The sequence below is a fragment of the Vibrio penaeicida genome (genome assembly GCF_019977755.1).
Taxonomy (GTDB): Bacteria; Pseudomonadota; Gammaproteobacteria; order Enterobacterales; family Vibrionaceae; genus Vibrio; species Vibrio penaeicida.
Map to the genome: position 1 here is coordinate 1,953,011 of NZ_AP025145.1, position 22,478 is coordinate 1,975,488.

At 44.1% G+C, this 22,478-nt stretch carries 21 protein-coding genes; 10 read left to right on the forward strand and 11 right to left on the reverse strand.

Going from position 1 to position 22,478, the window contains the following annotated elements:
• Positions 1–27: 27 nt before the first annotated feature.
• Complete coding sequence (locus tag LDO37_RS27020) at positions 28–909, reverse strand: LysR family transcriptional regulator (protein ID WP_126607580.1); 882 nt, start codon at positions 907–909, stop codon at positions 28–30.
• A gap of 203 nt (positions 910–1,112) precedes the next feature.
• Here LDO37_RS27020 and LDO37_RS27025 point away from each other — a divergent pair, with 203 nt between their 5' ends.
• A complete protein-coding gene (locus LDO37_RS27025) occupies positions 1,113–2,300 on the forward strand; it encodes an MFS transporter (protein ID WP_126607581.1) in 1,188 nt (395 codons plus the stop codon).
• 202 nt (positions 2,301–2,502) lie between these two features.
• On the forward strand, positions 2,503–3,105 hold the full coding sequence (locus LDO37_RS27030) for a LysE/ArgO family amino acid transporter (protein WP_126607582.1): 603 nt from the start codon (positions 2,503–2,505) through the stop codon (positions 3,103–3,105).
• Positions 3,106–3,228: 123 nt separating this feature from the next.
• Here the strand turns inward: LDO37_RS27030 and LDO37_RS27035 are convergent, their stop codons facing one another.
• The 4 genes from LDO37_RS27035 to LDO37_RS27050 all read right to left on the reverse strand — a co-directional run bounded on the left by LDO37_RS27035 (position 3,229) and on the right by LDO37_RS27050 (position 7,680).
• Positions 3,229–4,512, reverse strand: coding sequence for an extracellular solute-binding protein (locus tag LDO37_RS27035; RefSeq protein ID WP_126607583.1), 1,284 nt, complete (start codon positions 4,510–4,512; stop codon positions 3,229–3,231).
• 69 nt (positions 4,513–4,581) lie between these two features.
• Positions 4,582–5,454 (reverse strand): carbohydrate ABC transporter permease, encoded by an 873-nt coding sequence (locus LDO37_RS27040; protein ID WP_126607584.1) that lies wholly within the window; start codon positions 5,452–5,454, stop codon positions 4,582–4,584.
• On the reverse strand, positions 5,454–6,593 hold the full coding sequence (locus tag LDO37_RS27045; protein WP_126607585.1) for a carbohydrate ABC transporter permease: 1,140 nt from the start codon (positions 6,591–6,593) through the stop codon (positions 5,454–5,456). The genes LDO37_RS27040 and LDO37_RS27045 overlap by 1 nt, the downstream gene beginning before the upstream one ends.
• On the reverse strand, positions 6,580–7,680 hold the full coding sequence (locus LDO37_RS27050) for a cellulase family glycosylhydrolase (protein WP_126607586.1): 1,101 nt from the start codon (positions 7,678–7,680) through the stop codon (positions 6,580–6,582). Before LDO37_RS27050 ends, LDO37_RS27045 begins: the two co-directional genes overlap by 14 nt.
• A gap of 193 nt (positions 7,681–7,873) precedes the next feature.
• Between LDO37_RS27050 and LDO37_RS27055 the strand changes: the two genes are divergently transcribed.
• The 5 genes from LDO37_RS27055 (at position 7,874) to LDO37_RS27075 (ending at position 11,635) form a co-directional block, all read left to right on the forward strand.
• On the forward strand, positions 7,874–8,881 hold the full coding sequence (locus LDO37_RS27055; RefSeq protein WP_185829781.1) for a LacI family DNA-binding transcriptional regulator: 1,008 nt from the start codon (positions 7,874–7,876) through the stop codon (positions 8,879–8,881).
• 15 nt (positions 8,882–8,896) lie between these two features.
• Positions 8,897–9,316: a GFA family protein gene (locus tag LDO37_RS27060; RefSeq protein WP_126607588.1), complete on the forward strand. Its 420-nt coding sequence runs from the start codon at positions 8,897–8,899 to the stop codon at positions 9,314–9,316.
• 14 nt (positions 9,317–9,330) lie between these two features.
• Entirely contained in the window at positions 9,331–9,864 is a 534-nt protein-coding gene (locus LDO37_RS27065) for a cysteine hydrolase family protein (protein ID WP_126607589.1), read from the forward strand.
• A gap of 51 nt (positions 9,865–9,915) precedes the next feature.
• Positions 9,916–10,500, forward strand: a complete 585-nt coding sequence (locus tag LDO37_RS27070) for an NAD(P)H-dependent oxidoreductase (RefSeq protein ID WP_126607590.1) — start codon at positions 9,916–9,918, stop codon at positions 10,498–10,500.
• Positions 10,501–10,612: 112 nt separating this feature from the next.
• The gene (locus LDO37_RS27075; protein WP_126607591.1) at positions 10,613–11,635 is read left to right on the forward strand and encodes an alpha/beta hydrolase family protein; all 1,023 of its coding nucleotides are present in this window, start codon (positions 10,613–10,615) and stop codon (positions 11,633–11,635) included.
• 49 nt (positions 11,636–11,684) lie between these two features.
• Here the strand turns inward: LDO37_RS27075 and LDO37_RS27080 are convergent, their stop codons facing one another.
• Positions 11,685–12,539, reverse strand: a complete 855-nt coding sequence (locus LDO37_RS27080; RefSeq protein WP_185829782.1) for a helix-turn-helix domain-containing protein — start codon at positions 12,537–12,539, stop codon at positions 11,685–11,687.
• A 226-nt stretch (positions 12,540–12,765) separates the two neighbouring features.
• Between LDO37_RS27080 and LDO37_RS27085 the strand changes: the two genes are divergently transcribed.
• On the forward strand, positions 12,766–12,924 hold the full coding sequence (locus LDO37_RS27085) for a hypothetical protein (protein WP_185829783.1): 159 nt from the start codon (positions 12,766–12,768) through the stop codon (positions 12,922–12,924).
• 426 nt (positions 12,925–13,350) lie between these two features.
• Positions 13,351–14,247 carry a LysR family transcriptional regulator gene (locus tag LDO37_RS27090; protein ID WP_224055943.1) on the forward strand — a complete coding sequence of 299 codons (897 nt, stop codon included), beginning with the start codon at positions 13,351–13,353 and terminating at the stop codon, positions 14,245–14,247.
• A 673-nt stretch (positions 14,248–14,920) separates the two neighbouring features.
• Here the strand turns inward: LDO37_RS27090 and LDO37_RS27095 are convergent.
• Together LDO37_RS27095 and LDO37_RS27100 are read right to left on the reverse strand one after the other, a co-directional pair.
• Positions 14,921–15,856: an ornithine cyclodeaminase family protein gene (locus LDO37_RS27095; protein ID WP_126607916.1), complete on the reverse strand. Its 936-nt coding sequence runs from the start codon at positions 15,854–15,856 to the stop codon at positions 14,921–14,923.
• Positions 15,857–16,999 carry an alanine racemase gene (locus LDO37_RS27100; protein ID WP_126607917.1) on the reverse strand — a complete coding sequence of 381 codons (1,143 nt, stop codon included), beginning with the start codon at positions 16,997–16,999 and terminating at the stop codon, positions 15,857–15,859.
• Positions 17,000–17,090: 91 nt separating this feature from the next.
• Between LDO37_RS27100 and LDO37_RS27105 the strand changes: the two genes are divergently transcribed.
• Entirely contained in the window at positions 17,091–18,005 is a 915-nt protein-coding gene (locus LDO37_RS27105) for a LysR substrate-binding domain-containing protein (RefSeq protein WP_126607918.1), read from the forward strand.
• A gap of 174 nt (positions 18,006–18,179) precedes the next feature.
• Here the strand turns inward: LDO37_RS27105 and kdgR are convergent, their stop codons facing one another.
• From kdgR to LDO37_RS27120, 3 genes are all read right to left on the reverse strand, one after another.
• Complete coding sequence (gene kdgR, locus LDO37_RS27110; RefSeq protein WP_101111571.1) at positions 18,180–18,968, reverse strand: DNA-binding transcriptional regulator KdgR; 789 nt, start codon at positions 18,966–18,968, stop codon at positions 18,180–18,182.
• A 651-nt stretch (positions 18,969–19,619) separates the two neighbouring features.
• On the reverse strand, positions 19,620–21,314 hold the full coding sequence (locus LDO37_RS27115) for a dipeptide ABC transporter ATP-binding protein (protein WP_126607973.1): 1,695 nt from the start codon (positions 21,312–21,314) through the stop codon (positions 19,620–19,622).
• Complete coding sequence (locus LDO37_RS27120) at positions 21,314–22,477, reverse strand: ABC transporter permease (protein WP_101111573.1); 1,164 nt, start codon at positions 22,475–22,477, stop codon at positions 21,314–21,316. Before LDO37_RS27120 ends, LDO37_RS27115 begins: the two co-directional genes overlap by 1 nt.
• Between the last annotated feature and the right edge of the window lies 1 nt (position 22,478).

The window sequence follows — 22,478 nt, forward strand, 5'->3', positions numbered from 1 at the left end:
TTTCCCTTTCCGTAGCGAGCGCAAAAGTTACAACAACAATTTTGGCTGAATAAAATCTATGAATACCGAAATACGCTTAGCGACGGACGACGATCGGTAATACACCGCATTGATCTGTTCCCTATCTGCATTTGGGAATTTTTCTGTTTCAAGTAATGGAATTAGCCGACCTTCCTCGATGTCTTTTTTCACCATAAAGCCCGACAAACACGCTATGCCATTACCTGCTAATGCCAGTTGACGGACGGTCTCGCCATTACTGGATACAAATTTCGGCTCTAATACATCAAACCCTTTTAACGGCCATTGGTTCAACACTCTAGCCCCTGAGAAGCCGATGGTGTCATGCACCGAGAGGTCGCTGGTTTTCTGAGGAATGCCACGACACGCTAGATAAGCCGGTGAAGCAACCATGTATAGCGTGCTTTTACCAAGGGGGCTGGCGTGGAGTGTAGAGTCGTTCAGTCTCCCAATTCGAATCGCCAAGTCGGTTTTCTTCTCTAATAAATCCACAAACCCTTCATTCGACGTCAATTCCAATTGGATGTTAGGAAACGCGTCATTAAATGGCTTCACTAATGGCACTAACTGATGAAAAACAAATGGGCTTGCTGCGTCCACTCGCAACCGACCTTTAGGCAGGTCGCCACGGGAAATGACTTCTTCTTCTGCTTGCTGGATTTGCCTTAAACCTAGCCTAACCGTATCGACAAACTGACGCCCTTCTTCTGTAAGCTCTACCCGACGTGTCGTTCGATTAAAAATGGAGACGTTGAGCTGACGCTCAACCTTACTCACCGCACGCGACACTCGTGCCACTTGTATGTTTAATGCTTCGGCTGCAGCAGAAAATCCCCCTGAATCCACCACTGCCAATAACATTTCTAAATCATCCGATCGGGTTAACATGCCTACTCTCTACATTCGTTAGCTGAAATCATTTTATTGCATATTCAACAAAAGTCATTTGTTAAAACCTCTATTTTTAACAATTATTGGATTCCACATAATTCGCCTCTATTCATTGGAACAAGTACGAAACACACCACTATTGAACGATACGTGCTTCTCAGAGCTATCATTCTCAGAACTGTCATGGAGAGAACAACATTATGCCTATAGCCCTTCTCGCATTAACGCTCAGCGCTTTTGCTATCGGGACCACCGAATTTGTCATTGTGGGGCTGATTCCCACAATGGCTGCCGATTTACAGGTGTCCTTACCCTCTGCTGGATTATTAGTTAGCCTATATGCGCTTGGCGTTGCGATCGGCGCGCCCGTTTTAACCGCACTTACTGGAAAATGGAATCGCAAACACGTGCTTCTTTTCGTGATGAGCTTGTTTGTGGTCGGAAACTTGGTGGCTTGGCAAGCGCCAAACTACGATACGTTGATCGTTGCTCGCATATTGACGGGGCTGGCTCATGGGGTATTTTTCTCGATAGGTTCAACCATTGCCACAGGGTTAGTGCCAAAAGAAAAGGCCGCCAGCGCGATAGCGATTATGTTTACAGGTTTAACCGTGGCTCTGGTAACAGGTGTACCTTTGGGCACCTATATTGGCCAAACTTTTGGCTGGCAAGCCACTTTCTTAACTGTCGCCGTACTTGGTCTAATTGCTTTGATTTTCAGTTTGCTCCTTGTACCAAACAATTTAAAGCAACCACCAGCCACCAAACTCTCTTCGCAACTTCGAGTGCTCACTCACCCTCGCTTATTACTTGTCTATGCCATAACTGCCTTGGGTTATGGCGGCACCTTTACCGCGTTCACTTTTCTAGCGCCTATTCTTGAGCAAGTCTCTGGGTTTAGCTCTAGCGCCATTGGTTTGATTATGTTGGTTTACGGCGTTTCAGTGGCTGTGGGGAATATTTGGGGCGGGAAAATGGCCGACAAAATGGGACCAATCAAAGCCCTCACCATTATCTTTTCTGGTCTTGCGACTATTTTAGTTGTCTTTAACTTTACGGCGGTTAACCCTATTGCAGCGACGGCAACGATTTTAATTTGGGGCGCATTTGCATTCGGGAACGTACCTGGGTTGCAAGTCTATGTGGTCAACTTGGCAGAAAAGCACACACCCGACGCGGTCGATGTCGCATCTGGCTTGAACATCGCTGCATTTAATGTCGGCATTGCTTTAGGCGCGTGGGGCGGCGGGCTTATTGTGGCAGAAGCGGGATTAATGCATACCCCTTGGGTGGGTGCCGTTATCGTTGTTATAGCCATTGCTCTCACTCGGCTCAGTGGAAAGCTCGACAAGAATAAAAAATTCGAGCTCACCAAGCAGGCAGCGTAGCCCTACCAAGTTTTAACCCTCTAGCTAGTTTTAAACCCAACCGACACGATCAGTCATGGCGTGTCGGTACACTTATCCTACAACTTCCATTCCACCCCTTTAGCTTTACTTATGCATCATCAGAATAACTATTTGAGTAAAGAGTCACTTTTCAGGCATGCTTATTTAAGAGTTGCTCATTAATGACGTAAAAGGAATTTGAATGTTATCAACTTATATAGCCGGTTTTAGTCTTAGCCTTTCGCTTATTCTGGCTATTGGTTCGCAAAATGCGTTTGTGATTAAGCAAGGAATAAAGAAACAACATGTCTTTCTGGTGTGTTTGGTATGTGGCACATCCGATGCCATCCTGATTTCTATGGGAGTATCCGGCTTTGGTGCGCTGGTTCAGGAATTCCCCTCGATAGAGCAATTCGCCCGCTTCGGTGGGGCAGCGTTTTTGCTGGTGTATTCTTTTTTGAGTTTCAAATCGGCATTTAAAGAATCTCATGCCATGAACCTTGTAGGTGAATCCGAATCATCTTGGAAGAAAACGGTACTGATATGCCTAGCGTTTACGTGGCTCAACCCTCATGTTTATTTAGATACGGTGGTGCTACTCGGTTCCATATCTACTCAATATGAAGCCACCAAGTTTTACTTTGGACTCGGCGCTGTCAGTGCATCGTTTGTCTTCTTTTTTAGCCTAGGGTATGGCGCTAGGTTGCTTAAACCCTTGTTTCAAAAACCTTCTTCATGGAAAATACTGGAGTTTCTCGTCGGCGTTATGATGCTATTTATCGCGATAAGCTTATTGTTAGGCTAAGTTTATTGAGCCTTACATTACAAGTAGTAAAAAGAATCGGTACGTGGATGGAAATAAAAAAGGACAGCCGACTTTCGCAGCTGTCCAAACTCCGTGCGCCACGGAAAACGTTAAAGGACCTTATTAACGTAAATCTTCAACATCAATCTGCGCGTCTTCCAAAGCGTCATCAACCGACTTCCCCGTCAACCAAACAGATTGAAATTCACGGTTAAGAACATCTTGAATGGCTCCATACTTCACTGATGGCGGTGTGTCACCCACTATATCGGCAGTCTCGACGTATTCGTTGCGATGTGGGAGTCGTTGGTAAGCACTAGATTCTAGGACCGACTTCCTAACAGCCATATGCCCAGTGCGTGCCCAATCCAAGTTATGCTTGTATATCCATGCGAGTGCTTTCATCGCAGCATCGTATTTTTTAGCATCCTTTTTCACACTGGCTGGCATTACCCATATGTGTGAATCCGCCCATGTAGCAGGCTGATCAAACAGCTTGGGGAAACTGGCGATTTGATAATCGGTTAACGCTACGTTGGTGTCCAAAGCTTGCTGATCATAAAAATCGACGACCCATGTACCATTCACTAACACCGCCGACTTTCCGTCTAAAAATGCTTGTTGCGATTCAGCATAATTAAGCTGGGGATTGGCGTACCCACTACCAAACAGATCCGTGATGGTTTTCAACGCATTTCGTGTTTGCTGTGTATCCACCGTAACTTCATTTGAATCAAAGATATTGCTGTTTTGTTGCCACAATAAAGCAAGCACTAGTCGGACACCGATTGGAAATTGAGCAAAATCTGCCGCCAGATAATCTTTACCCGTTTTTTCCTTCATTTGCTTGGCATGCGCCAACAATTCGGAGGGTGTGGTCGGTAACATTGGTTTGCCATTGCTGTCGACTAACCCAGCTTGTTCAAACAAATCTTTATTCAAGTGCCAAAGGTTGGCGTGAAAATCCATCGGTACGCCGAATGCTTTTCCTTGATAACTCACCGCATTACGTGCGCTGTCAGTCCAATCACTGGTGTCTATCCCATATTGTTTTAAGTCGGCGTCAGTGAGTTCAGCTAAAATGCCAACACTTGCAAACTCTGGCACTCGATGTTTGTGCATAACATGAACATCTGGTGGTGTACCACCCGCATAGCTGGCTTTTACTTGATCGTAATAATTTCCCCAGTCCGTAGGAAGCGTCGTCACCTTCACCCCATTGTTTGCACTGTCAAAGGTTCCAATAATCGATTGGATAATACATGCTTCACCAATAGCGTCTGCAACGACATTAGAAGGTTGCTCACATGCACCAAAAAATCGACCTAACGTAATCTCTGTATCCGATGCCAACCCTTCTGTTGAAAGGGTAGCGAACACGAGTGTTGCTATTAATTTAAGTTTCACTTCAAACTCCTTTTCCTTGCTTAAACGCAAGCGTTCCTTAGCCTTGTGAGCAAACTTCTGTTGCCCATGTTATTTCTCTCCGCCTAAAGCGAAGCCCTGAATAATGTACTTTTGAAACATTAGATAGGCGGCAATAACGGGCAACGACGCAAAAACGCCAGATGCCATCAACCGGCCTAGCCCTTCAGACTGTGCGAAGTTGCCCTGAATCGAAGCCAACCCAACGGTTATCGTGAACATATCGGGGCGCTGAGTTGAAACCAGTGGCCACAGATAATCGTTCCACGAATACAGAAAAGTGATGATGCCCAACGTAGTGAGAACAGGCTTTGCCAGCGGCATAAATATGTAGATAAAGCATCGTATATGACCAACACCGTCCAGCCGTGCGGCTTCGGTGAGTTCATTCGGTACTTCTTTGAAAAATTGCGTCATCATGAACACGCCAATGGGCAACGCGACGCGAGGCAATACCAGTGCTCCGTATGTGTTGTGCCAACCCAAATCAGCAAATAAGGTATACAGCGGTATAAAGATGGCTTGCTCTGGAATAACCAGCCCTGCCAGCACAATTGGGTAGAGAATTTTTTTACCCACAAACTGAATGCGAGCAAAGGCATACCCCGCCAAACTGGATAGTAATAGCACTAAGAAAGTGGTGCTTCCAGAGACGATAACGCTATTTAGGAACCACCTCGGCGTTTGCCCATACGAAAATAAGGATTGATAATTTTCACTCGTGAAAGGAACAGGGATTAAGCCAAGCAAGGTGTTTCCTGTCTCTCTTGCCAGTAATTCGTTTGGTTGAAACGACAAAGACAGCATCCACAAAAAGGGCATTAACCATACCGAGGCAAAAACAACCAGTAATGCCAACATGATTGTATTTGTAGTTCGTGGCGAGAACAGCGAGCGTCGGGTCGAATTTGTTAGTCTATTCATTATTCATCCCCAGCTTTACTGAGCCGCATATGTAGCAGGCTAAAAAAGAGCATGAGAGCAAACAAAATCATTGCCATCGCTGATGCGTAGCCAACTTCAGAGTCTCGAAAAGCGGTTTGATAGATGTAACGAACTAAAACTTGCGTTCTGTCACTGGGGCCCCCTCCAGTCATTAGGTGTGATTGCCCAAATACTTGAAAATGAAGCACAATAAGCATCACAACAACAAAGCTGGTTGTTCGCCTTATTGAAGGCAACACGATGTACCAAGTTAGCCGCCATCCTCTCGCGTTATCTAATCTAGCGGCCTCTAATCTATCTTCTGGAATGGCTTGTAATCCAGACAAAAACACAACAAGTGCGAAACCAAGTGACCACCAAACCGTTGTGATTACTAGGGCTGGCATCGCAAGGGATTCATCGGTTAACCAAGACGGTGGGGTAATACTGAAAAAATGGAGAATATTGGCGATAAACCCTTGTTGAGGGCTGTACATCATCTGCCAGATAAGAGTGACCACGGTGACAGACAGCACTTGCGTACCAAAAAAGATCGTTCGCATTACGGCAGAAAGCCGAGTGGGCTTATTCAGCTTCATTGCCAACATTAGAGCGAGAATCGTAATGGAAGGAACGGTTAGAGCGACAAATTCCAACGTGTGAATCACCGATTGCCAAAAGCGGCGATCACCCATTCTAAAACGGCTATCCGTGCCCACCCCAAGGACAAATACCACAATAAAAAGAGCCGAGACCAATATGAACACCTTGCTCACGGAAGCCCTTCGCTGTGTCACCCACCGCCACGCCATATAAGCAATAAGGCATAACAAAGGTAATCTTAGGTACCAGAGTTGGGTAACATCAAAGTGCCAACGGCGCGGAAAAAGCAACTTTTGATAATGGTCTAAACCAATGAACGTTTTTGCGTCCGGATTAAAAGCCACCTCTAATAGATTCCAATCATGAAAACTGATCCAAACGCCTTTCATGAATGGATAAAGAAGAAACGCAAACATGATAACAGCATAAGGAGCAACAAACGCCCATCCAATGATACTGTCTTTTCGAGCTCTATCTTTTCGAGCACTATCTTTTCGAGCACTGGCTTTTTGGATATTGGCTTTAAGGTGCTTCATCACAGTGACTCCCAAACGAGAATTGACGAACCAAATCCACTTCTTCTTCACTGTAGGGGTGACCCATTTCATCTAAGAAGTCATGAAACCATAGAGATTCATCGTCCTGATTCACTTCAATGGATGGCCATGGAAGTGACGTTTGAATTTTGCCTCTCACCAACCCCCACTGCATCACACCGACGGAATACTTCTGCATAATTGGAAGTATAGATGCGTAATTTGAATCGCAATGACGAGCAAGCCACTCTGTGCAATACATTGGTCGGTCAAGCACTGCCAAACGCTGAACAATTTTCTGCATTTCTTGTGGATTCACATACGCGTGAAAGGTAATAACATCCGAGAGCTCTAAGCACATTTTGTCGGTAGGGTGCAAATAAGCCGTCTCACCAGCGTTATCGGTTGGGACGTGCCAAGCGCCTATTGTCAGTGGTTGCTCTGGCGAAACTTGACGAGCCCATTGAAAACAATACTTTGCTAACGATTGACTGTACTGTTCGAGTTCTTCGGTAAATTCAAATTCACCGAACTGAGTAAAAATCATGCGATTCGTCGGCTCGTTATACAAATCCCACATGATGACTCGTTGATCGTCGCTGAACTGCGCGATGATGTCGGTAACGTAGCGTTCGATGAATAACCATTTACTGGTATCCATGACCATATTCCGACCAGGAGAACCAACTCCTCTGCTATTGTGTACTCTCGGGATGGGCGCTTTTTGAATTCCTGTATGACCAGGCTCACCTCCAAACTCACAGTCATCTAATAACGTTAGAATCACCTTCAACTCAAAGCGCGCACATACTGCGAGAAAATCATCCACTCGTGAAAGCAACGCTTTGCTGTCTTTTTGCCATTCCAAAAACGGGAGGTTTGTTCTCACACAGTTAAACCCAACATGCTTAGCCCAGCTCAGCTCTTGCTCTATTGTAGGGAGATCGAACGTGTTCTCAGACCACATTTCGTTCCAATTAACCGCCGTCCTTGGTAGGTAGTTAAATCCACAAAGCAAAGGCTGACTCTTCCACCATTTATTTACTTTCTCTTTCGACCAGCGCTCCAGTTTTCTTTCATCTTCCATGCTCTAAAAACCTGCATATTTCCGTTGTAAACCATCATTAATATAATTAGCTAATATTATTAGTTGTTCAAATAATAATCACACCAATGTGATCTAACACGACTTTCTTTCGGTTGGGATACACCCATAAGGTAGGGACACGTACACTGAAAACCAGATAACCAAAGCGATAAAAATGAAAGGCTTCCAAGACATGAAACGTGTAACCATGACAGACATCGCACACGCAGCCGGCGTTTCGCAGGGAACCGTGTCTTTGGTTTTGAACAACTCCCAATCTCTTAAACTTGCTGAAGAAACACGCAAGCGAGTACTTGATGCAGCCGATCAGTTAGGCTACAAACGAAAAACGCCTATTGATCACAACAGAAAGCGAAAAATTGCCGTTATTGTGAACGACCTCGTTAGCTTGGATCCGTTTGTTGATGCCGTTGATGCCATCACAGAGAGTGCTCGGGAGAACAATCGCATCGCCGTGTTATTCAATACGGCAAATAATGAAGATTTAGAAGACGATATCTTTAAAGAGATTTCTAGCAACGACTACGACGGTATTATTATGGCGTCCTCTATGACAAGGGCACTGGATAAATCGCATCGCTTCCTAGAAGGTAAACCAACCGTACTGCTTAACTGCTTCATTGAATCCAGCAATACGTATTCTTCTATCGTCCCTGACGACCTTACAGGCATGTATAACCTCACGAATCATCTAATCGAATCTGGTCGGAAAAATATTGCATTTATTGGCGGCGAAGAATGGATGATGGCAACTCAAAAGCGTCGAGAAGGATTCGTGAAAGCACATTCAGAACACGGTTTAGCGGTGAATGAAGACTGGCTATTTAATGCCGATTGGTCGATGAATAAAGCGTATCAAACTACCTTAAAACTATTGAGCCAACAGCCAATCCCTAACGCAATAGCCTGTACCAGTGATCTTATGGCAATGGGCGTGGTCAATGCACTATTGCAAAAAGGGGTCAGAATACCGGAAGATATCGCTGTCTGTGGCTACGATAATCAGCCCATTGCAACGGATTGTCACCCACCATTAACCTCCTATAGTTTACCCTATGAAGAAATGGGTAAAATGGCAGTGGAAATTCTCCTGCAAAAAGTCGAAGATCCAACAAGTTACTCGGCTAAATATGAAGCTCACGGAAATCTGGAAGTACGTGATTCTAGCCCCAACCACTAACCGACATAAGATGATATGACGACTTCAAATACCCACAAAGGCTCCTGCCTTTGCAAAAAAGTCTCTTTTGAAATTGTGGGGGATATCAAGGCGGTCACGCACTGTCATTGCAAGATGTGCCAAAAGTCTCACGGGGCGGCATTCGCTACATACGCGGCCACTCGAAAAGAGCATTTTTCTCTAATAGGAGAAGAGCATCTAGCAAGCTTTCGATCTTCTGAAGACGTGACACGATCTTTCTGTAACCACTGTGGGGCGAACGTTCTCTGGCAGGATTTAGGAGCATTTAGTGGTGAATGGACAACCTTTGCTCTGGCGTTACTTGATACTCCATTTGAAAGAGAAAAGCAGAAGCACATACATTTGGAATCCAAAGCCCATTGGCTATCAATCAATGATTCTCGACTAAAGCACTCTACTGATTCGAGTGAATGAAAGGACACAATAGAATGAAATCAGCACTCCTTGTAATAGACGTACAACAAGGTTTAATGGAACCTAAACCGCAACCGTTTGAAAAAGAAAAAGTCATAAACCGAATCAACCAAGCAACAAGCTGGGCGAGAGCGAAAGATATTCCCGTCGTATTCGTGCGCCATGAAGCCCCGAACACCATCGTTGAAATGGGCAGTGAGGGCTGGCAAGTACACCAAGATTTGGAGCAGGTTGCCTCGGATTCTTACATCAACAAAACCACACCCGATTCATTCCACAACACCCATCTGCAAACCTTACTCGACGAACACCAAATCCAACATCTCTACGTATGCGGTTACGCTACAGAATTTTGCGTAGACACAACCACTCGACGCGCTGCAGGTTTGGGCTATCCGGTAACACTGATTTCAGATGCTCATACCACGCATGATAAGCCTCACGCGAGCGGAAGTACTATTCGCGAACATCACAACTGCACACTTCCAGCGATTCAAAGCTTTGGCGTTAAGTTAGCGGCTATTCCTACGGCTGAGTTAGTTTCTTAAGGTATCCCCTGACTCTATTGACCCTTATTAAATTCCCCCTAAGGAGACACTGTGAATACATTGGTTGTTGTAACGCACCCTATTCAATCGAGCCTCTGCCAACATCTAGCTAAAGAAGTCATTGAACACCTCGAATCGAAAGGGCATTCGGTTACAGTTAAAGATTTGTACAAAGAACAATTCGACCCAGTATTGAGTGAAAACGAACGCCAAAGCTATTACGCCGATCATTTCGATGCTTCTAAAACGCAATCTGATATTGAACAACTCGAAAACGCAGAACACTTAGTTTTGGTGTTTCCTACTTGGTGGTTTAACTTTCCGGCTATATTGAAAGGTTGGTTTGACCGAGTTTGGGTGCCGGGAAGAGCATACAACCACTCCGCAGATATGAAAGCCATTACCCCTAATTTGGGAAATTTAAAGAAAGTTACTGCAATCACTACATTGGGTTCTCCATGGTGGGTTGATCGCTTTGTACTGCGTCGCCCCGTTTACAAAATTCTTAAATTTGCCTTGCTTGGGGCTTGTGCTAAAAACTGTTCGTTCCAAATGTTTTCTCTTTACCAAAGTGAAGTTGCCAAACAAAACCAAGTGACCAAGTTCTTAAACAAGGTAAAAAACAATATTCTGTAGCAGACGAAATGTAGCAAATTAGGTTTTAGGGCGTCCTCGATCGTGTTATAGGACGCATCTAGCCTAGCTTTTTCGCAAAATGGCATCTCTATCCACACAATGAGAAATCGCCATGAAAAAGCCTTATTCACTCTTTTTGTTCGCCTGTCTTTTGTTTCCATCACTGTCGAATAGCCAAGATATCGGCTTTCTACAAACATCCATCGAGTCAGACACTCGTCCTCTCAACCTGACCATTTGGTATCCAACACGTGATAACACGGCACTGAAGGTAAAAGTGGCTGACAATATCGCTTTTGAAGGTATCTCGGTAAGAAAAAATGCTCAGATTCACCATGAAAAGCGTCCGCTCGTCATACTCTCTCACGGCTATCGAGGCAGTTGGCGTAACCTGAATTGGTTAGCAGAATATTTGGTGGATTCTGGCTACATAGTGGCTGCACCCGATCACCCAGGAACCACCACATTTAACCCTTCTCAGGAACAAGCAGCGATGTGGTGGGAACGCCCAAGAGACATCAGCCGAGCGATCGATTGGATGCTGACAGACTCTGAATTTCACTCAGTCGTTGATAGGAAAAATATCGCTGCTATTGGACACTCTATGGGCGGGTGGACGGTGATAAACCTTGCGGGGGGTAAAACAGACTCGACTCAAATTAAACAAGAATGCTTGGCTCACCCTAACCCACAAGTTTGCAAACTGCTCCCTGAGATGGGGTTGGATAAGCCAACAAAACAACACAGCCATTTAATCGATGAACGAATTAAAGCAGTAGTGTCGCTCGATCTCGGTCTGGCAAGAGGCTTCACGCCTGATAGTTTGCAACAAGTAGCCATACCGGTTTTGATCCAAGCAGCAGGCACCAACACGGCTTATTTACCCTATGAATTGGAGTCGGGATATCTTGCTTCAATACTCCCAGAAAAAACAACGCGCTATGAGTTAATTCAAGATGCAACACATTTCAGCTTTATGCAGCTATGTAAACCTGGTGGTCGAGCGATTATCGAAGAAGAACACAAAGGCGATGGCATGGTTTGTGATGATGGAATGAAACGAACTCGGCAAGAACTGCATGCAGCAATGGCAGAATCGATTAAAAATTTCTTAGCGGCGTCACTCACCCACTAAGCAAGACACCGCTGATTCAGCAGCCAGATTTCTCTTTGGATCGGTTTAATTACTCATTGGATCGGTTCATCTGGCGGTATTTACTTGGCGTCGAATCTGTAATTCGGCTGAATTCACGGTTGAAATTGGACTTACTGTGAAAGCCAACCATTTCATAAATTTCAGTAATGGAGTGATTGGAGGTTTCCAGTAAGTTCATGGCATTCTGGATTCGGTACTCATTGATAAACTGAGAAACGTTCTTCCCTTTCAGGGTATTTACGGCAATAGATATGTTTCTTGCAGGGATACCGGACTTTCGTGCCAATCGGTTTAAATTTAGGTTGGGATCAAGGTGCAGTTGAGATGCAAGCAGTAAGTTCTCGACAGTGTCCAACACCTGAGCATGCGTATCTTCTTCGCTATCTGTAGCCTCTTCACTATCTGTAGCCGAAGCATTCAGTGTGACCGTTTCTTTTTTCTCAACGGAATCGGAATTCGATTCCAAAGAACTAGATTCCAAAGAGCTAGATTCCAAAGAAATAGTACCGCCCGCAATGCTGACCGCATAAGCGAGAATAGGAAGAATTAAGACATGTCCTACCGACAATATGGTCGTGATATTTTGACCTTCAGATAAAGCAAAATCCAGTACGATCCCCACATCAACAACCGCAGAAAACAACAATAGACCGGATGTGAAATAGAGCGACGTTTTAAACGCATCGACTTGAGAAAATTTCACCCCTTTCCATTCATCTGGAGAGAGTTGAGTCAACTTAAATAAAGCAATTGCGTACCCAACATAAGTGCCAATAATGAACAAGTCGATAAAATCACGCATTTCATTGAACTGGCTAATGCCAATGCCGACTAAAGCTACAACAGCGACGTGAAGCAGCTTCCAGTGACTTTTATGGCTCATAGCATGGGAATAACACCACCAAGTCAAAGGAGGAACGAGTGAAGCCACAATAGGCTGAATACTCCTCACCCATGACCATTCCGTTGTCCATCTTGCTCCAACTAAACTGATGGTCAATGTGCTACATAAAATAAAAACCAGTGCTGGAAAATAAGATTTGTCGTGCCGCTTTAGCAACACAGTAAACAACACTAATAGGAGTATAACGACAACAAAGGGGAGTGGAATGGATGGCATGCTGGAGAAATGTCCTTTAGAGAACCGTGAAGATGCGTCAAGCATATACCCATGTCACAGCAAGATGCCAGACATTAGCCGTCCAAAAGCCACTCTATACACATTGAATGGTCATGATGCAAACTGTCTCGAACTGTATACGCATTAATATATTGTTACATATTGTGACCATGCGATTGAGGAAGATGAAAGCACTTAATCTGAATGAAATACACACAATCCCAACACAAAAAGTGACCTCCATTCCAGTTATTTTATGCAATGAAACAGACTGTATTCTTTATGCAAATAAATAACTGAAAAATACAACTTTCTTTCAGAAAATTGACTTGATAATAATTCTATAAAATCTATAAGATGTGTGTACTAAAAATAAGAAACACAATATCTTTCTAGGAAAAGCTAACCATGGTGACCGTTCACTTTCCATACTCATTTCCTACTTACTCACATATACCTTTATGAACTTTTTTCATAGCCATTGATTTAATAAAATTATTTTAAAAAACTTCGAGAAATATTTCTTATTATTTCGTTGATAAACTTTCATATATGGAGAAGTGCTTTGGAAAATATGAAGCGATACTGTATTTTTTCTGTTGTTGCCAGTGCAGGAAGTATGACAGCAGCATCCAAAAGATTAGGGATGTCACCGTCTGCAATCAGTCAAAATATATCGCAACTTGAAAACGCCCTTGGGGTGACATTATTACACCGTTCAACCCGGGGATTATCCGTAAGCGAGGCTGGACAAATATTATTGCAGGGTTACGGTCAAATGCGCTCGCATTTTGAAAGCTTAGAGCAAAAATTGTCCGATTGCCGTGAAGGTGTAAAAGGTGATGTGCGCATTACATGCAGCACTGGTCTAGCACAAGCGACCATTGCTAATGCTCTTTCCCCTTGTCTTTCTAGTTACCCAGATATTCGGTTAAATCTCGTCGCAGATGACAAAATGAGAGATATCGTTCAAGAGAACATTGATATCGCTATTACGCTCGGGGAAACAAAAGACTGCAACTTAGTTTATCGTCCTTTAGGCAGTATTCCACGTGTGTTGTGTGCTTCTGAAAACTACCTTTCAACCTTTGGCATACCGCAGTTGGGTTCGGATTTGATAAACCATCACTGGATAGTCAATTCGGACAGCGACACCATCGAAGTCGTCTGCAAAACTGCAGAGTTCGAAGAGAAATCTAACTTAAATGTTCGATGTAAAGTCAATAACGAGATGACGGCACGTTCATTTGCCCTATCTGGACACGGATTGGTTCTTTTACCCCTGCCTTTTGTAGAAGATAATTTAAGGCGTGGAGAGCTAACCACCGTTTTAAATCATATGACATGGCCCGACATTAAAGTGCAAGCTCTAACCATTAGCCGAACTGTACCTAAAAAAGTCGATGTTATGCTTGATGCGTTAAAGCGTTTTTTTAAACCGGAAGAGAAAAAAGCAAAGGCTTTGCATTAAATCACCAGCAAGGATGATGATTCAAGGACCTGAACGAAGAACAAAGCCTTTGCGGGAACCTGTTTTAGTAGTGGCGCGATAGTTGAAAGTTTACATCCACTCTTCCTGTCACGGTGGAAAATGGATAAGCATAATTGCTTACTTTACATACAAAAACCTATTAATGGTTTTTAGGCACAACGCAATTGTATTTCTTATTATGTTTAGCAATTGTGTACTGCTTTTGTGCAGTACCTTAAATACCATAAAGTACCTCCTGACGAATTATTTCTTATGAATTATGAGGATGAATAGTGAATACCCATTTAATTGTGGACTCATTCACAATCAATAGATATGTCACCCTCGACCTAGCAAAAACATAATATCGAATAAGGAGGAATTAGATAATAGGTAAAAACTGAAATCTGTTTTAAGTAATATGATTATTATTTAAGGTATTTCTTAATTAAACAAATAAAAAAGCAAACGATTACTTTTAAAAAACTTTAAATCAGTCGTAAAATTAATGTCGACAAAATGTAAATCAAAAGTTCTCATGTCTTATAATTGATAATATATTCAATTAATTTCACTTACCACCCTCAAAATTCAAAATTTTCTAACTATAAATATATTAATCACCTAAACAATTCATCAAAGAAATGCAAATTTAATTTTCCACTTATGCCTCTTATTTGACCTCCGAAAGCTTAAGTAGCCGCTTGGCAACAAATAGATCTTGCAATGCAATCCCAGAACTATCAAAAATCGTGATCTGTTTGTCGGAGTTTCTTCCCTGATTCGATTGAACAAGTACTTTATGCATTTCAGTTATTTCTGTCTCGGAATTGACGTGTTGGAATTCTCCGATCACTCTCGACTGCTTTTCGTAGTCACAGAATAACGTGGCACGTTCGAACAGCTGTGTTGGGATCTCCTTCTTACCCACCTTATCAGCACCCATTGCAGAAACATGTGCTCCAGGCTGTATCCAATCGGCATCAAACAAGGGAGATTGAGCCGTCGTCACCGTGACAACAATATCGGAACACTCGCAAGCTTGTTTCGCTGTCACATTTTTTCCGAAGCCACACGCATCCGCGACCAAACCATCATTTCTTAGCTTCTCGACTAAAGCGATTGCTCGCGCTTCATTGCGCCCAACAACCCATATCTGTTCGATATCTCGAATGGCACAGACCGCACTGACCTCGTAATACGCTTGATGCCCAGTACCAAAAACGGTGAGTATTGAGGCATCTTTGCGTGCCAACGCATCCGTTGCGACTGCATCAGCCGCTGCCGTACGATAAGCATTCACTTCCCCTGCTTCAATGGTTGCCATTAGCCCACCCGTTTCTGGATCCAGTAAAAAGATCGCAGTATTATGGCAAGGCATTCCTTTATGCGAATTTTCGGGCCAATAGGAACCTGTTTTCCAGCCCACAACATTGGGGGTACTGGCAGACTTTAGCGAAAACATGCTTCCAGGCTGATCACCAGCCGCATTGACGACAGGAAACAGTGTCGCACTCTCCCCAACCGCAAGATAAGCATCCTTTACCGCGGCGTACGCCAGCTCGTGAGTAATCCGTTGTCGTGTTGTTTCTTCGTTAAGATAAATCATTTACCACCCCTGAATTCTTTGCCAAGTCTCTGTTGAGTTATCGACATCAACGACATGATAGGTTTGATGCATAGACGCCGTAGCACACGCATGATTGGGTAAAATTCGCAGTTGCGTGCCTACGGGCAATAACGAGAGATCAAACTGACCTTTTTCGTGTTCTATGATTCCATGCTCTTGATTGAGCTGGGACACCCTCAACCCTTCAACCAGATTCCCATTTACATCGCTCACTAGACCAAATGAATCTTTTTCATCAGCAGAGCTAAGGCCAGGATCACTGGATAACGCCATCCAACCCGCATCAACAATCAACCACCCTTTTTCAACGTTATGACCGATAACACTGGTTACAACGGACAAGGCAATGTCGCTGGGTTCGCAAACACCCACTTTCGCCATCACCAAATCAAAAAAGCAGTACACACCCGCACGAACTTCCGTTATGCCGTCATACTCTTCACCAGAAAATGCGGTCGGCGTCGACCCCACACTCACCACTCTGCATTCGATACGATTATCAGCAAGCATTTTTGCAGCGCGCCGAGCACACGCAACTTCTTGTTTCGCTGCCGCGGCAAGTTCTTGCTCAGACTGGCAGAAATACGACTCTCCCGCATGCGTTAGCACACCTCTAAATTCAGCGCCTCCACGTTGAAGAATGTGAGCGATTTCGACCAAAAGTAGAGAATCTGATCGAATCCCGCCTCGGTGACCATCGCAGTCCAATTCGATCAAAGCTGGAATAACACACCCAGATTTTTGGCAAAAAGCCGCAACCAATTTTGCTTGTTCAACACTGTCTAAAATAACGGCAATGTCCACACCACCAAGAAGCAGCGACTGTATTCTTGGGAGTTTGCTTGCCGTAATGCCGACTGCATAGATGAACTCACGATACCCTGATGCCGCCAATACTTCGGCTTCCTTGAGCGTAGAGACTGTCGCTGGAGAGTGCTTCTCTGGTAATACATAATGAGTTGCTTCAACAGAACGCACCGTTTTCAAATGCGGGCGTAGTGCAACACCATGGCTTTCCATCCTCTGCCTTAAACGCAAGACATTGTGTAAGAATTGTGCTTTGTCGAGCCTTAAGTAGGGCGTATCAAGCTGCGTTGGCTGTTCGTTTCTATCTTGGTTCATCACAAACTCCTAACGTGTTTTCTTTAGTGTCACTCAAATATGTTTGAGTTAAAATTAATCAATACCAATACACTGATTAAGTTTGAACCAAATGATCACCACAGAAGATTTAAAGTTCATTCAAGTGGTCGCAAGCCATAGAACTCTATCGGACGTTGCCCGCACGCTGAATATCACGCCGCCTTCGGTGACGTTGCGGCTTCAACATATCGAAAAAAAGCTGTCGATCTCTCTGATTCAAAGACCCTCTCGAACCGTATGCTTAACGGAAGAAGGTCGGTTGTTGTTAGACAGAGGCGCATCCATCATTCGAGAGCTTGAAGAGCTTCAACACGTGATCGATAACAACAAACAAACCGTCAGCGGAAAACTGCGAGTACTTGCACCACTGGGGTTCGGCAATGACTATGTCACGCCTTTATTAGCGGAATACAAGAAACAACACCCACAACTAGAAATAGAACTTGAGCTTTCAGACAACCCAACATGGTCACATCACCACAAGTGGGACATCATTATTTACATAGGTAAGCTGCAAGACTCCTCTTTGCGAATGGTAACCTTAGCTAAAAACCAGCGCTTTCTCTGCGCTTCTCCTGATTACCTCCGCCAATACGGTGAACCTAAAAAGCCCGAAGATCTTCACCAACATCAATGCATTTCGCTGAGAGAAAACAATGAAGATGTCACGCTGTGGTCGCTGACTCATAAAAAAAGCAAAAAAGAACAATTGATCAGAGTAGAGCCTTCGATGGCGAGCAATGAAGGTCGGGTTGTGAAAGATTGGGGAATCGCAGGAATGGGGATCATCATGCGATCGCAATGGGACGTTCAGCCCCAAATCAACAGCGGCGAGCTAACCCGGATAATGTGCGACTATGAATTACCGAGTGCAGACATCATTGCGCTTTTGAATACCACTGAACAGGAGCGCTCGAAAAGGGTGAGTGGCTTCTTAGCCCTCTTAAAAGAGCATTTATTGCCCGCACCGTGGAAAGCTCAGTAATTAAAAGCTCGTTCATTAAAAGCTTAGTCATCAAAAGCTAAATCATTACAATCAGACACTGTAGAGATCAAAAAAGGAAGGTGAAATCACCTTCCTTTCAAATCACACCATCTCTAATAGCCGTATTCTTTTAACGAAGCCAAAGAGCGTGAGTCTTTTCTTGATGCAAAATCGTTATTTCCCGTGAGGGTACGCTTTACAGCCAAGTTTTAGCGAAATTCGAGCCGCAGCAGCATGAAGCTCCGCGATATACTCTGTTTTCTTCTCTTCAGTGAAACGAATTGTAGGCAAAGAAACACTCATACCTGCAACGACTTGATTAAAGCGATCGTAGACTGGTACAGCGAGGCAGCGTAGCCCAACTTCCTGCTCTTCGTTATCTTCACCAAAGCCTTGCTCTTTCACAGTTGGTAATTCACCAAGTAAGGATTCCACATTTTCGTGGGTCTTGTCGGTCGACTTGGTGAACTCAACAACTGAAAGGATATGTCGAATGTCCTGCTCGTCTCGCTCAGCCAACAACACTTTACCGATAGCGGTGGTGTGAAGCGGATTGCGACGTCCAATACGCGATTGCATACGCAGGTTGTATTTCGAATCGATCTTGTGGATGTAGATAATACCATCGCCATCGAGCGCACCTAAGTGCAACGCCTCGTTAGTTAGATCGGAAATTCGGCGCATTTCAATATCGGCAAGATCCACCAGATCCACATACTCCAATGCACTTGCACCAAGTTCAAACAGCTTAAGCGTTAATGAGTAGTTTTCACTTTCGCCTTCCTGAGATACATAGCCCAACGTTTTCATGGTTTGGAGAAAGCGATAAACGGTGCTCTTAGACATCATAAGACGCTGAGCTAATTCACTGATACCAATATCCTTTTGTGTACTCAGTGCTTGTAAAATACCAAATGTTTTCAGAACCGAAGATACGGATTCAGGTTGCTTTGTTGTTGTCATTATTACTCCACAAATAGCTTGGTTATGGGTAAAAAGCTCTAGCGTCCCCTGCCAAAGCCAGTGGCAAAATTGCCATTCCGTTGCGTTTTAATCGAATCAAAACAGACCAAAACGATAGATTTGCCACTATTCCCAAAGTCTGTAACCAATTTAAAATAATGTTCTATAAAAAAAAAGAGCGTTAAACTTTTTTTTTGAACTGAGCCTAGGTTAGCGTTCAAACTTTTTCTATAAACAAATGAATTATCTGGAATTAGTTACTACCGCATAACGATTTTAGTCGTCTTGTTTCACTGCTGCAACGAATATTAAACCTACATATCCAGCTCAGTTTATTGAAAGCTCAGAAATAAATAGTATTAATTTTATAAACTAATTGATATTTAATCTTTGTTATAAAGCTACAGAGAAAATAAGCATTCATTATGAAATCGATTAACTCATTAAAAGATGCATATTCATTTCTTCATATTGAATGAAAACTCAGTTTATATTTCATGCAACTCCCTGATTTTTAAATGTATAGCTCTGTGACTTCAGCCAATGCCTTGTAGACAAAAAAGCCTCCAAAAAGGAGGCATTATTTATCGCAGATGCTCAAACCGCCTCAAACGAAATGAAGTATTTCCCTACGTTATGTCGTTGCATCAGCTAAGCCGTCGCTAGGGTTTCCGGCGGTAACTCCGCAACCGGAACAGCAGAGATCAATTCACGCGTGTAAGGTTGCTGAGGATCATGAATAACTTCATTTACGCTTCCTTGCTCCACAATTTTTCCATGTTGAAGCACAATCACACGGTCACAAAAGTATTTCACCGTCGCAATATCGTGCGTTATCAGAATAAATGCCGTCCCATAGGTGTTTTGGAACTCTATCAATAGATCCAACACCTGTGAGCGCAGGGATACATCTAGCGCCGCAGTCGCTTCATCGGCAATCACCACTTTTGGCAGGGTAACCAGAGCACGGGCAATAACAATCCGCTGGCGCTGACCACCCGAAAAGGCGTGTGGGAAACGGCTTGAGAATTCCGGTGGTAGACCGACCCACTTCATCATATTCCTAACACGCTCTTCTCTCTGCTTACCACTCATTTCAGATCGCAGCAGTTTTAGCGGCTCTTCAATGATATCGAACACCGTCATTCTTGGGTTAAGCGACGACCAAGGGTCTTGAAAGATCAAACGTAAATCAGCGAACAGTGGATCTCGCTTAATTCGTTTGTAATCCGACAGCTCCAATTCGACTTTGCCTTGTTTATCGACATATTGAATAGAGCCGGAAGTGGCGGGCGCCATCCCTAAAATCGCTCGTCCTAAAGTGCTTTTCCCTGATCCCGACTCTCCAACAATACCCAGCGACTCCCCTGGGTGAAGCACTAGGTTTGCATCGTCTACGGCCGTCATGATCTGCTTTTTCTGGAACATTTTTGCCGGTTTTTCAAATTGTTTTGTTACCGAAATAACGTCCAATATCGGTTGATCATTCTCACCTTCAATCAATGAAAATGGTTTTTTAACTTTTGATGGCTTCTCTAGCGCTCGGGTCGCATGCATCAGCTTAATGGTATATGGGTGCTCTGGTTGCTCAAATATCTGGCGCACACTGCCACACTCCACCAGCACGCCCTTTTCCATGACCGCCACACGATCGGAAATTTGTGCCACTACACCCAAGTCATGAGTGATGAACAAAATTGCCATTCCGATCTCTTTTTGAAGCTGCGAAAACAGCGCCAATATTTCGGCTTGAGTCGTTACATCCAAAGCCGTGGTTGGCTCATCGGCAATTAATATGTCGGGACGACTCGCAATGGCCATAGCAATAACGACACGCTGACGTTGCCCACCAGATAACTCAAATGAGTATTTGTTGATCAAGCTTTCTGGCTCTGGCATTTGTACTTGAGTCAGCAGTTCAACCGTTCTTTCGTGAGCAGACTTCTTGCTAATACTTGGGTCGACTAAACACAACACCTCTTTAATTTGGTCGCCAACGGTATGCACCGGACTTAGCGCAGCCATCGGCTCTTGTGAAACTAAAGAGAAGTTAAAACACCTTAGGGCGCGCATTTCTTTGCTGCGAGGATCAATCTGAGTAATATCGATGATTTGCCCAGAGTCGGTGGTGAGTAGTATTTCACCTGAATCGATTCGACCGGGGCGATCCAACAACTGCATGATGGCACTCGATGTGACCGATTTCCCTGAGCCTGATTCACCGATAACCGAAAGTGTTTCGCCTCTGTAGAGGTCAAACGACACCCCTTTTACCGCATGAAAGTGCTCCGTGCTGGTCGGGAAGCTTACGTTTAAATCTTTAACCTGTAGAATTTTCTCAGCCATTATTTTGCTCCCTGATCATGGTATGGGTCGCATGCATCACGCAGACCATCGCCGACGAAGTTCATTGCCAGAATCACAACAACCACTGCTGCTGCCGGAATAAGTAACCAAGATGCTTCTGCTAGTGCTCGAATGTTTTGAGCTTCTTGCAGTAATACACCCCAGCTAACCATTGGCGCTTGCAAACCCAATCCGAGGAAACTCAACGCAGTTTCACCCAAAATCATGGCCGGAATCGCCAATGTCACCACCGCAATAATGTGACTTAAGAAGTTAGGCACCATGTACCGACGAATAATCTCAAAGGGAGTATTCCCATCCAACCAAGCGGCCGCAACATACTCTTCACTTCGCAGAGACATGAATCGGCTGCGTACCACTCGCGCCATATCTGGCCAAGAGACTAACCCGAGAATTATAGTGATCAAAAAGTATTTCGTTAGCGAACTCCACTCTGAAGGCAGTGAAGCTGACAGAGCCATCCACAACGGCAAAGTGGGGATCGACTTCATAAATTCGATGCTTCGTTGAATGAAATTATCGATGGTTCCACCAAAGTATCCGGAAATACCACCAATCAGAATCCCGAGCACAAAGGTCGTAAATACCCCCATCAGACCGACAGACAACGAGATTCTTGCGCCATAAATAAGACGGGAAAGCATGTCGCGCCCCATTCTATCTGAACCAAAAATGAAGAATGGCTGTCTTTTATTTTCAGGCACGATGAATTTGTAACTCATCGGGATGAATCCCATCAGTTCGTAGCGATCCGTCTTACCGAAAAACTCGAAATACACTTTCTTGTTTTCATCAAGCGTGTAATGGCGCTTCAACGTTCGTAGATCCGTTTTACTCTTGTAAAATTCCAAATGCGGTGCCCAACGCCAGCCATCATCAGTGCTTTCAAATAAGCTAACGGACTGAGGTGGTGCATAGGTGTAGCGGCGCCAGTTGTCGCTTGGGTCAAAAGGGGCAAAAAACTCGGCGAAAATCGCTACAAAGTAAATCAGAGCCAAAAACCAAATGCTGTACCAAGCCAATTTGTGCTGACGTAACTTAATGCCGATCAGCTGCCACTGTGTTGCGGTGCTCAAATCAAGTGGCTGCTTTTTCTTTCTTCCAAGTAGGCGACCGAACCAGTTCATTGTAGACGTTGTCATG

Excerpts from the sequence above, each read along its gene's own strand:
- LDO37_RS27030 (WP_126607582.1), top strand. The coding sequence starts at position 2,503 with ATGTTATCAACTTATATAGCCGGTTTTAGTCTTAGCCTTTCGCTTATT.
- LDO37_RS27090 (WP_224055943.1), top strand. The coding sequence starts at position 13,351 with ATGAAGCGATACTGTATTTTTTCTGTTGTTGCCAGTGCAGGAAGTATG.
- LDO37_RS27080 (WP_185829782.1), bottom strand. The coding sequence starts at position 12,539 with ATGAGCCATAAAAGTCACTGGAAGCTGCTTCACGTCGCTGTTGTAGCT.
- LDO37_RS27115 (WP_126607973.1), bottom strand. The coding sequence starts at position 21,314 with ATGGCTGAGAAAATTCTACAGGTTAAAGATTTAAACGTAAGCTTCCCG.
- LDO37_RS27075 (WP_126607591.1), top strand. The coding sequence starts at position 10,613 with ATGAAAAAGCCTTATTCACTCTTTTTGTTCGCCTGTCTTTTGTTTCCA.
- LDO37_RS27020 (WP_126607580.1), bottom strand. The coding sequence starts at position 909 with ATGTTAACCCGATCGGATGATTTAGAAATGTTATTGGCAGTGGTGGAT.
- LDO37_RS27085 (WP_185829783.1), top strand. The coding sequence starts at position 12,766 with ATGGATGGCATGCTGGAGAAATGTCCTTTAGAGAACCGTGAAGATGCG.
- LDO37_RS27105 (WP_126607918.1), top strand. The coding sequence starts at position 17,091 with ATGATCACCACAGAAGATTTAAAGTTCATTCAAGTGGTCGCAAGCCAT.
- kdgR (WP_101111571.1), bottom strand. The coding sequence starts at position 18,968 with ATGACAACAACAAAGCAACCTGAATCCGTATCTTCGGTTCTGAAAACA.
- LDO37_RS27065 (WP_126607589.1), top strand. The coding sequence starts at position 9,331 with ATGAAATCAGCACTCCTTGTAATAGACGTACAACAAGGTTTAATGGAA.
- LDO37_RS27100 (WP_126607917.1), bottom strand. The coding sequence starts at position 16,999 with ATGAACCAAGATAGAAACGAACAGCCAACGCAGCTTGATACGCCCTAC.
- LDO37_RS27055 (WP_185829781.1), top strand. The coding sequence starts at position 7,874 with ATGAAACGTGTAACCATGACAGACATCGCACACGCAGCCGGCGTTTCG.
- LDO37_RS27060 (WP_126607588.1), top strand. The coding sequence starts at position 8,897 with ATGACGACTTCAAATACCCACAAAGGCTCCTGCCTTTGCAAAAAAGTC.
- LDO37_RS27095 (WP_126607916.1), bottom strand. The coding sequence starts at position 15,856 with ATGATTTATCTTAACGAAGAAACAACACGACAACGGATTACTCACGAG.
- LDO37_RS27045 (WP_126607585.1), bottom strand. The coding sequence starts at position 6,593 with ATGAAGCACCTTAAAGCCAATATCCAAAAAGCCAGTGCTCGAAAAGAT.
- LDO37_RS27120 (WP_101111573.1), bottom strand. The coding sequence starts at position 22,477 with ATGACAACGTCTACAATGAACTGGTTCGGTCGCCTACTTGGAAGAAAG.
- LDO37_RS27050 (WP_126607586.1), bottom strand. The coding sequence starts at position 7,680 with ATGGAAGATGAAAGAAAACTGGAGCGCTGGTCGAAAGAGAAAGTAAAT.
- LDO37_RS27025 (WP_126607581.1), top strand. The coding sequence starts at position 1,113 with ATGCCTATAGCCCTTCTCGCATTAACGCTCAGCGCTTTTGCTATCGGG.
- LDO37_RS27040 (WP_126607584.1), bottom strand. The coding sequence starts at position 5,454 with ATGAATAGACTAACAAATTCGACCCGACGCTCGCTGTTCTCGCCACGA.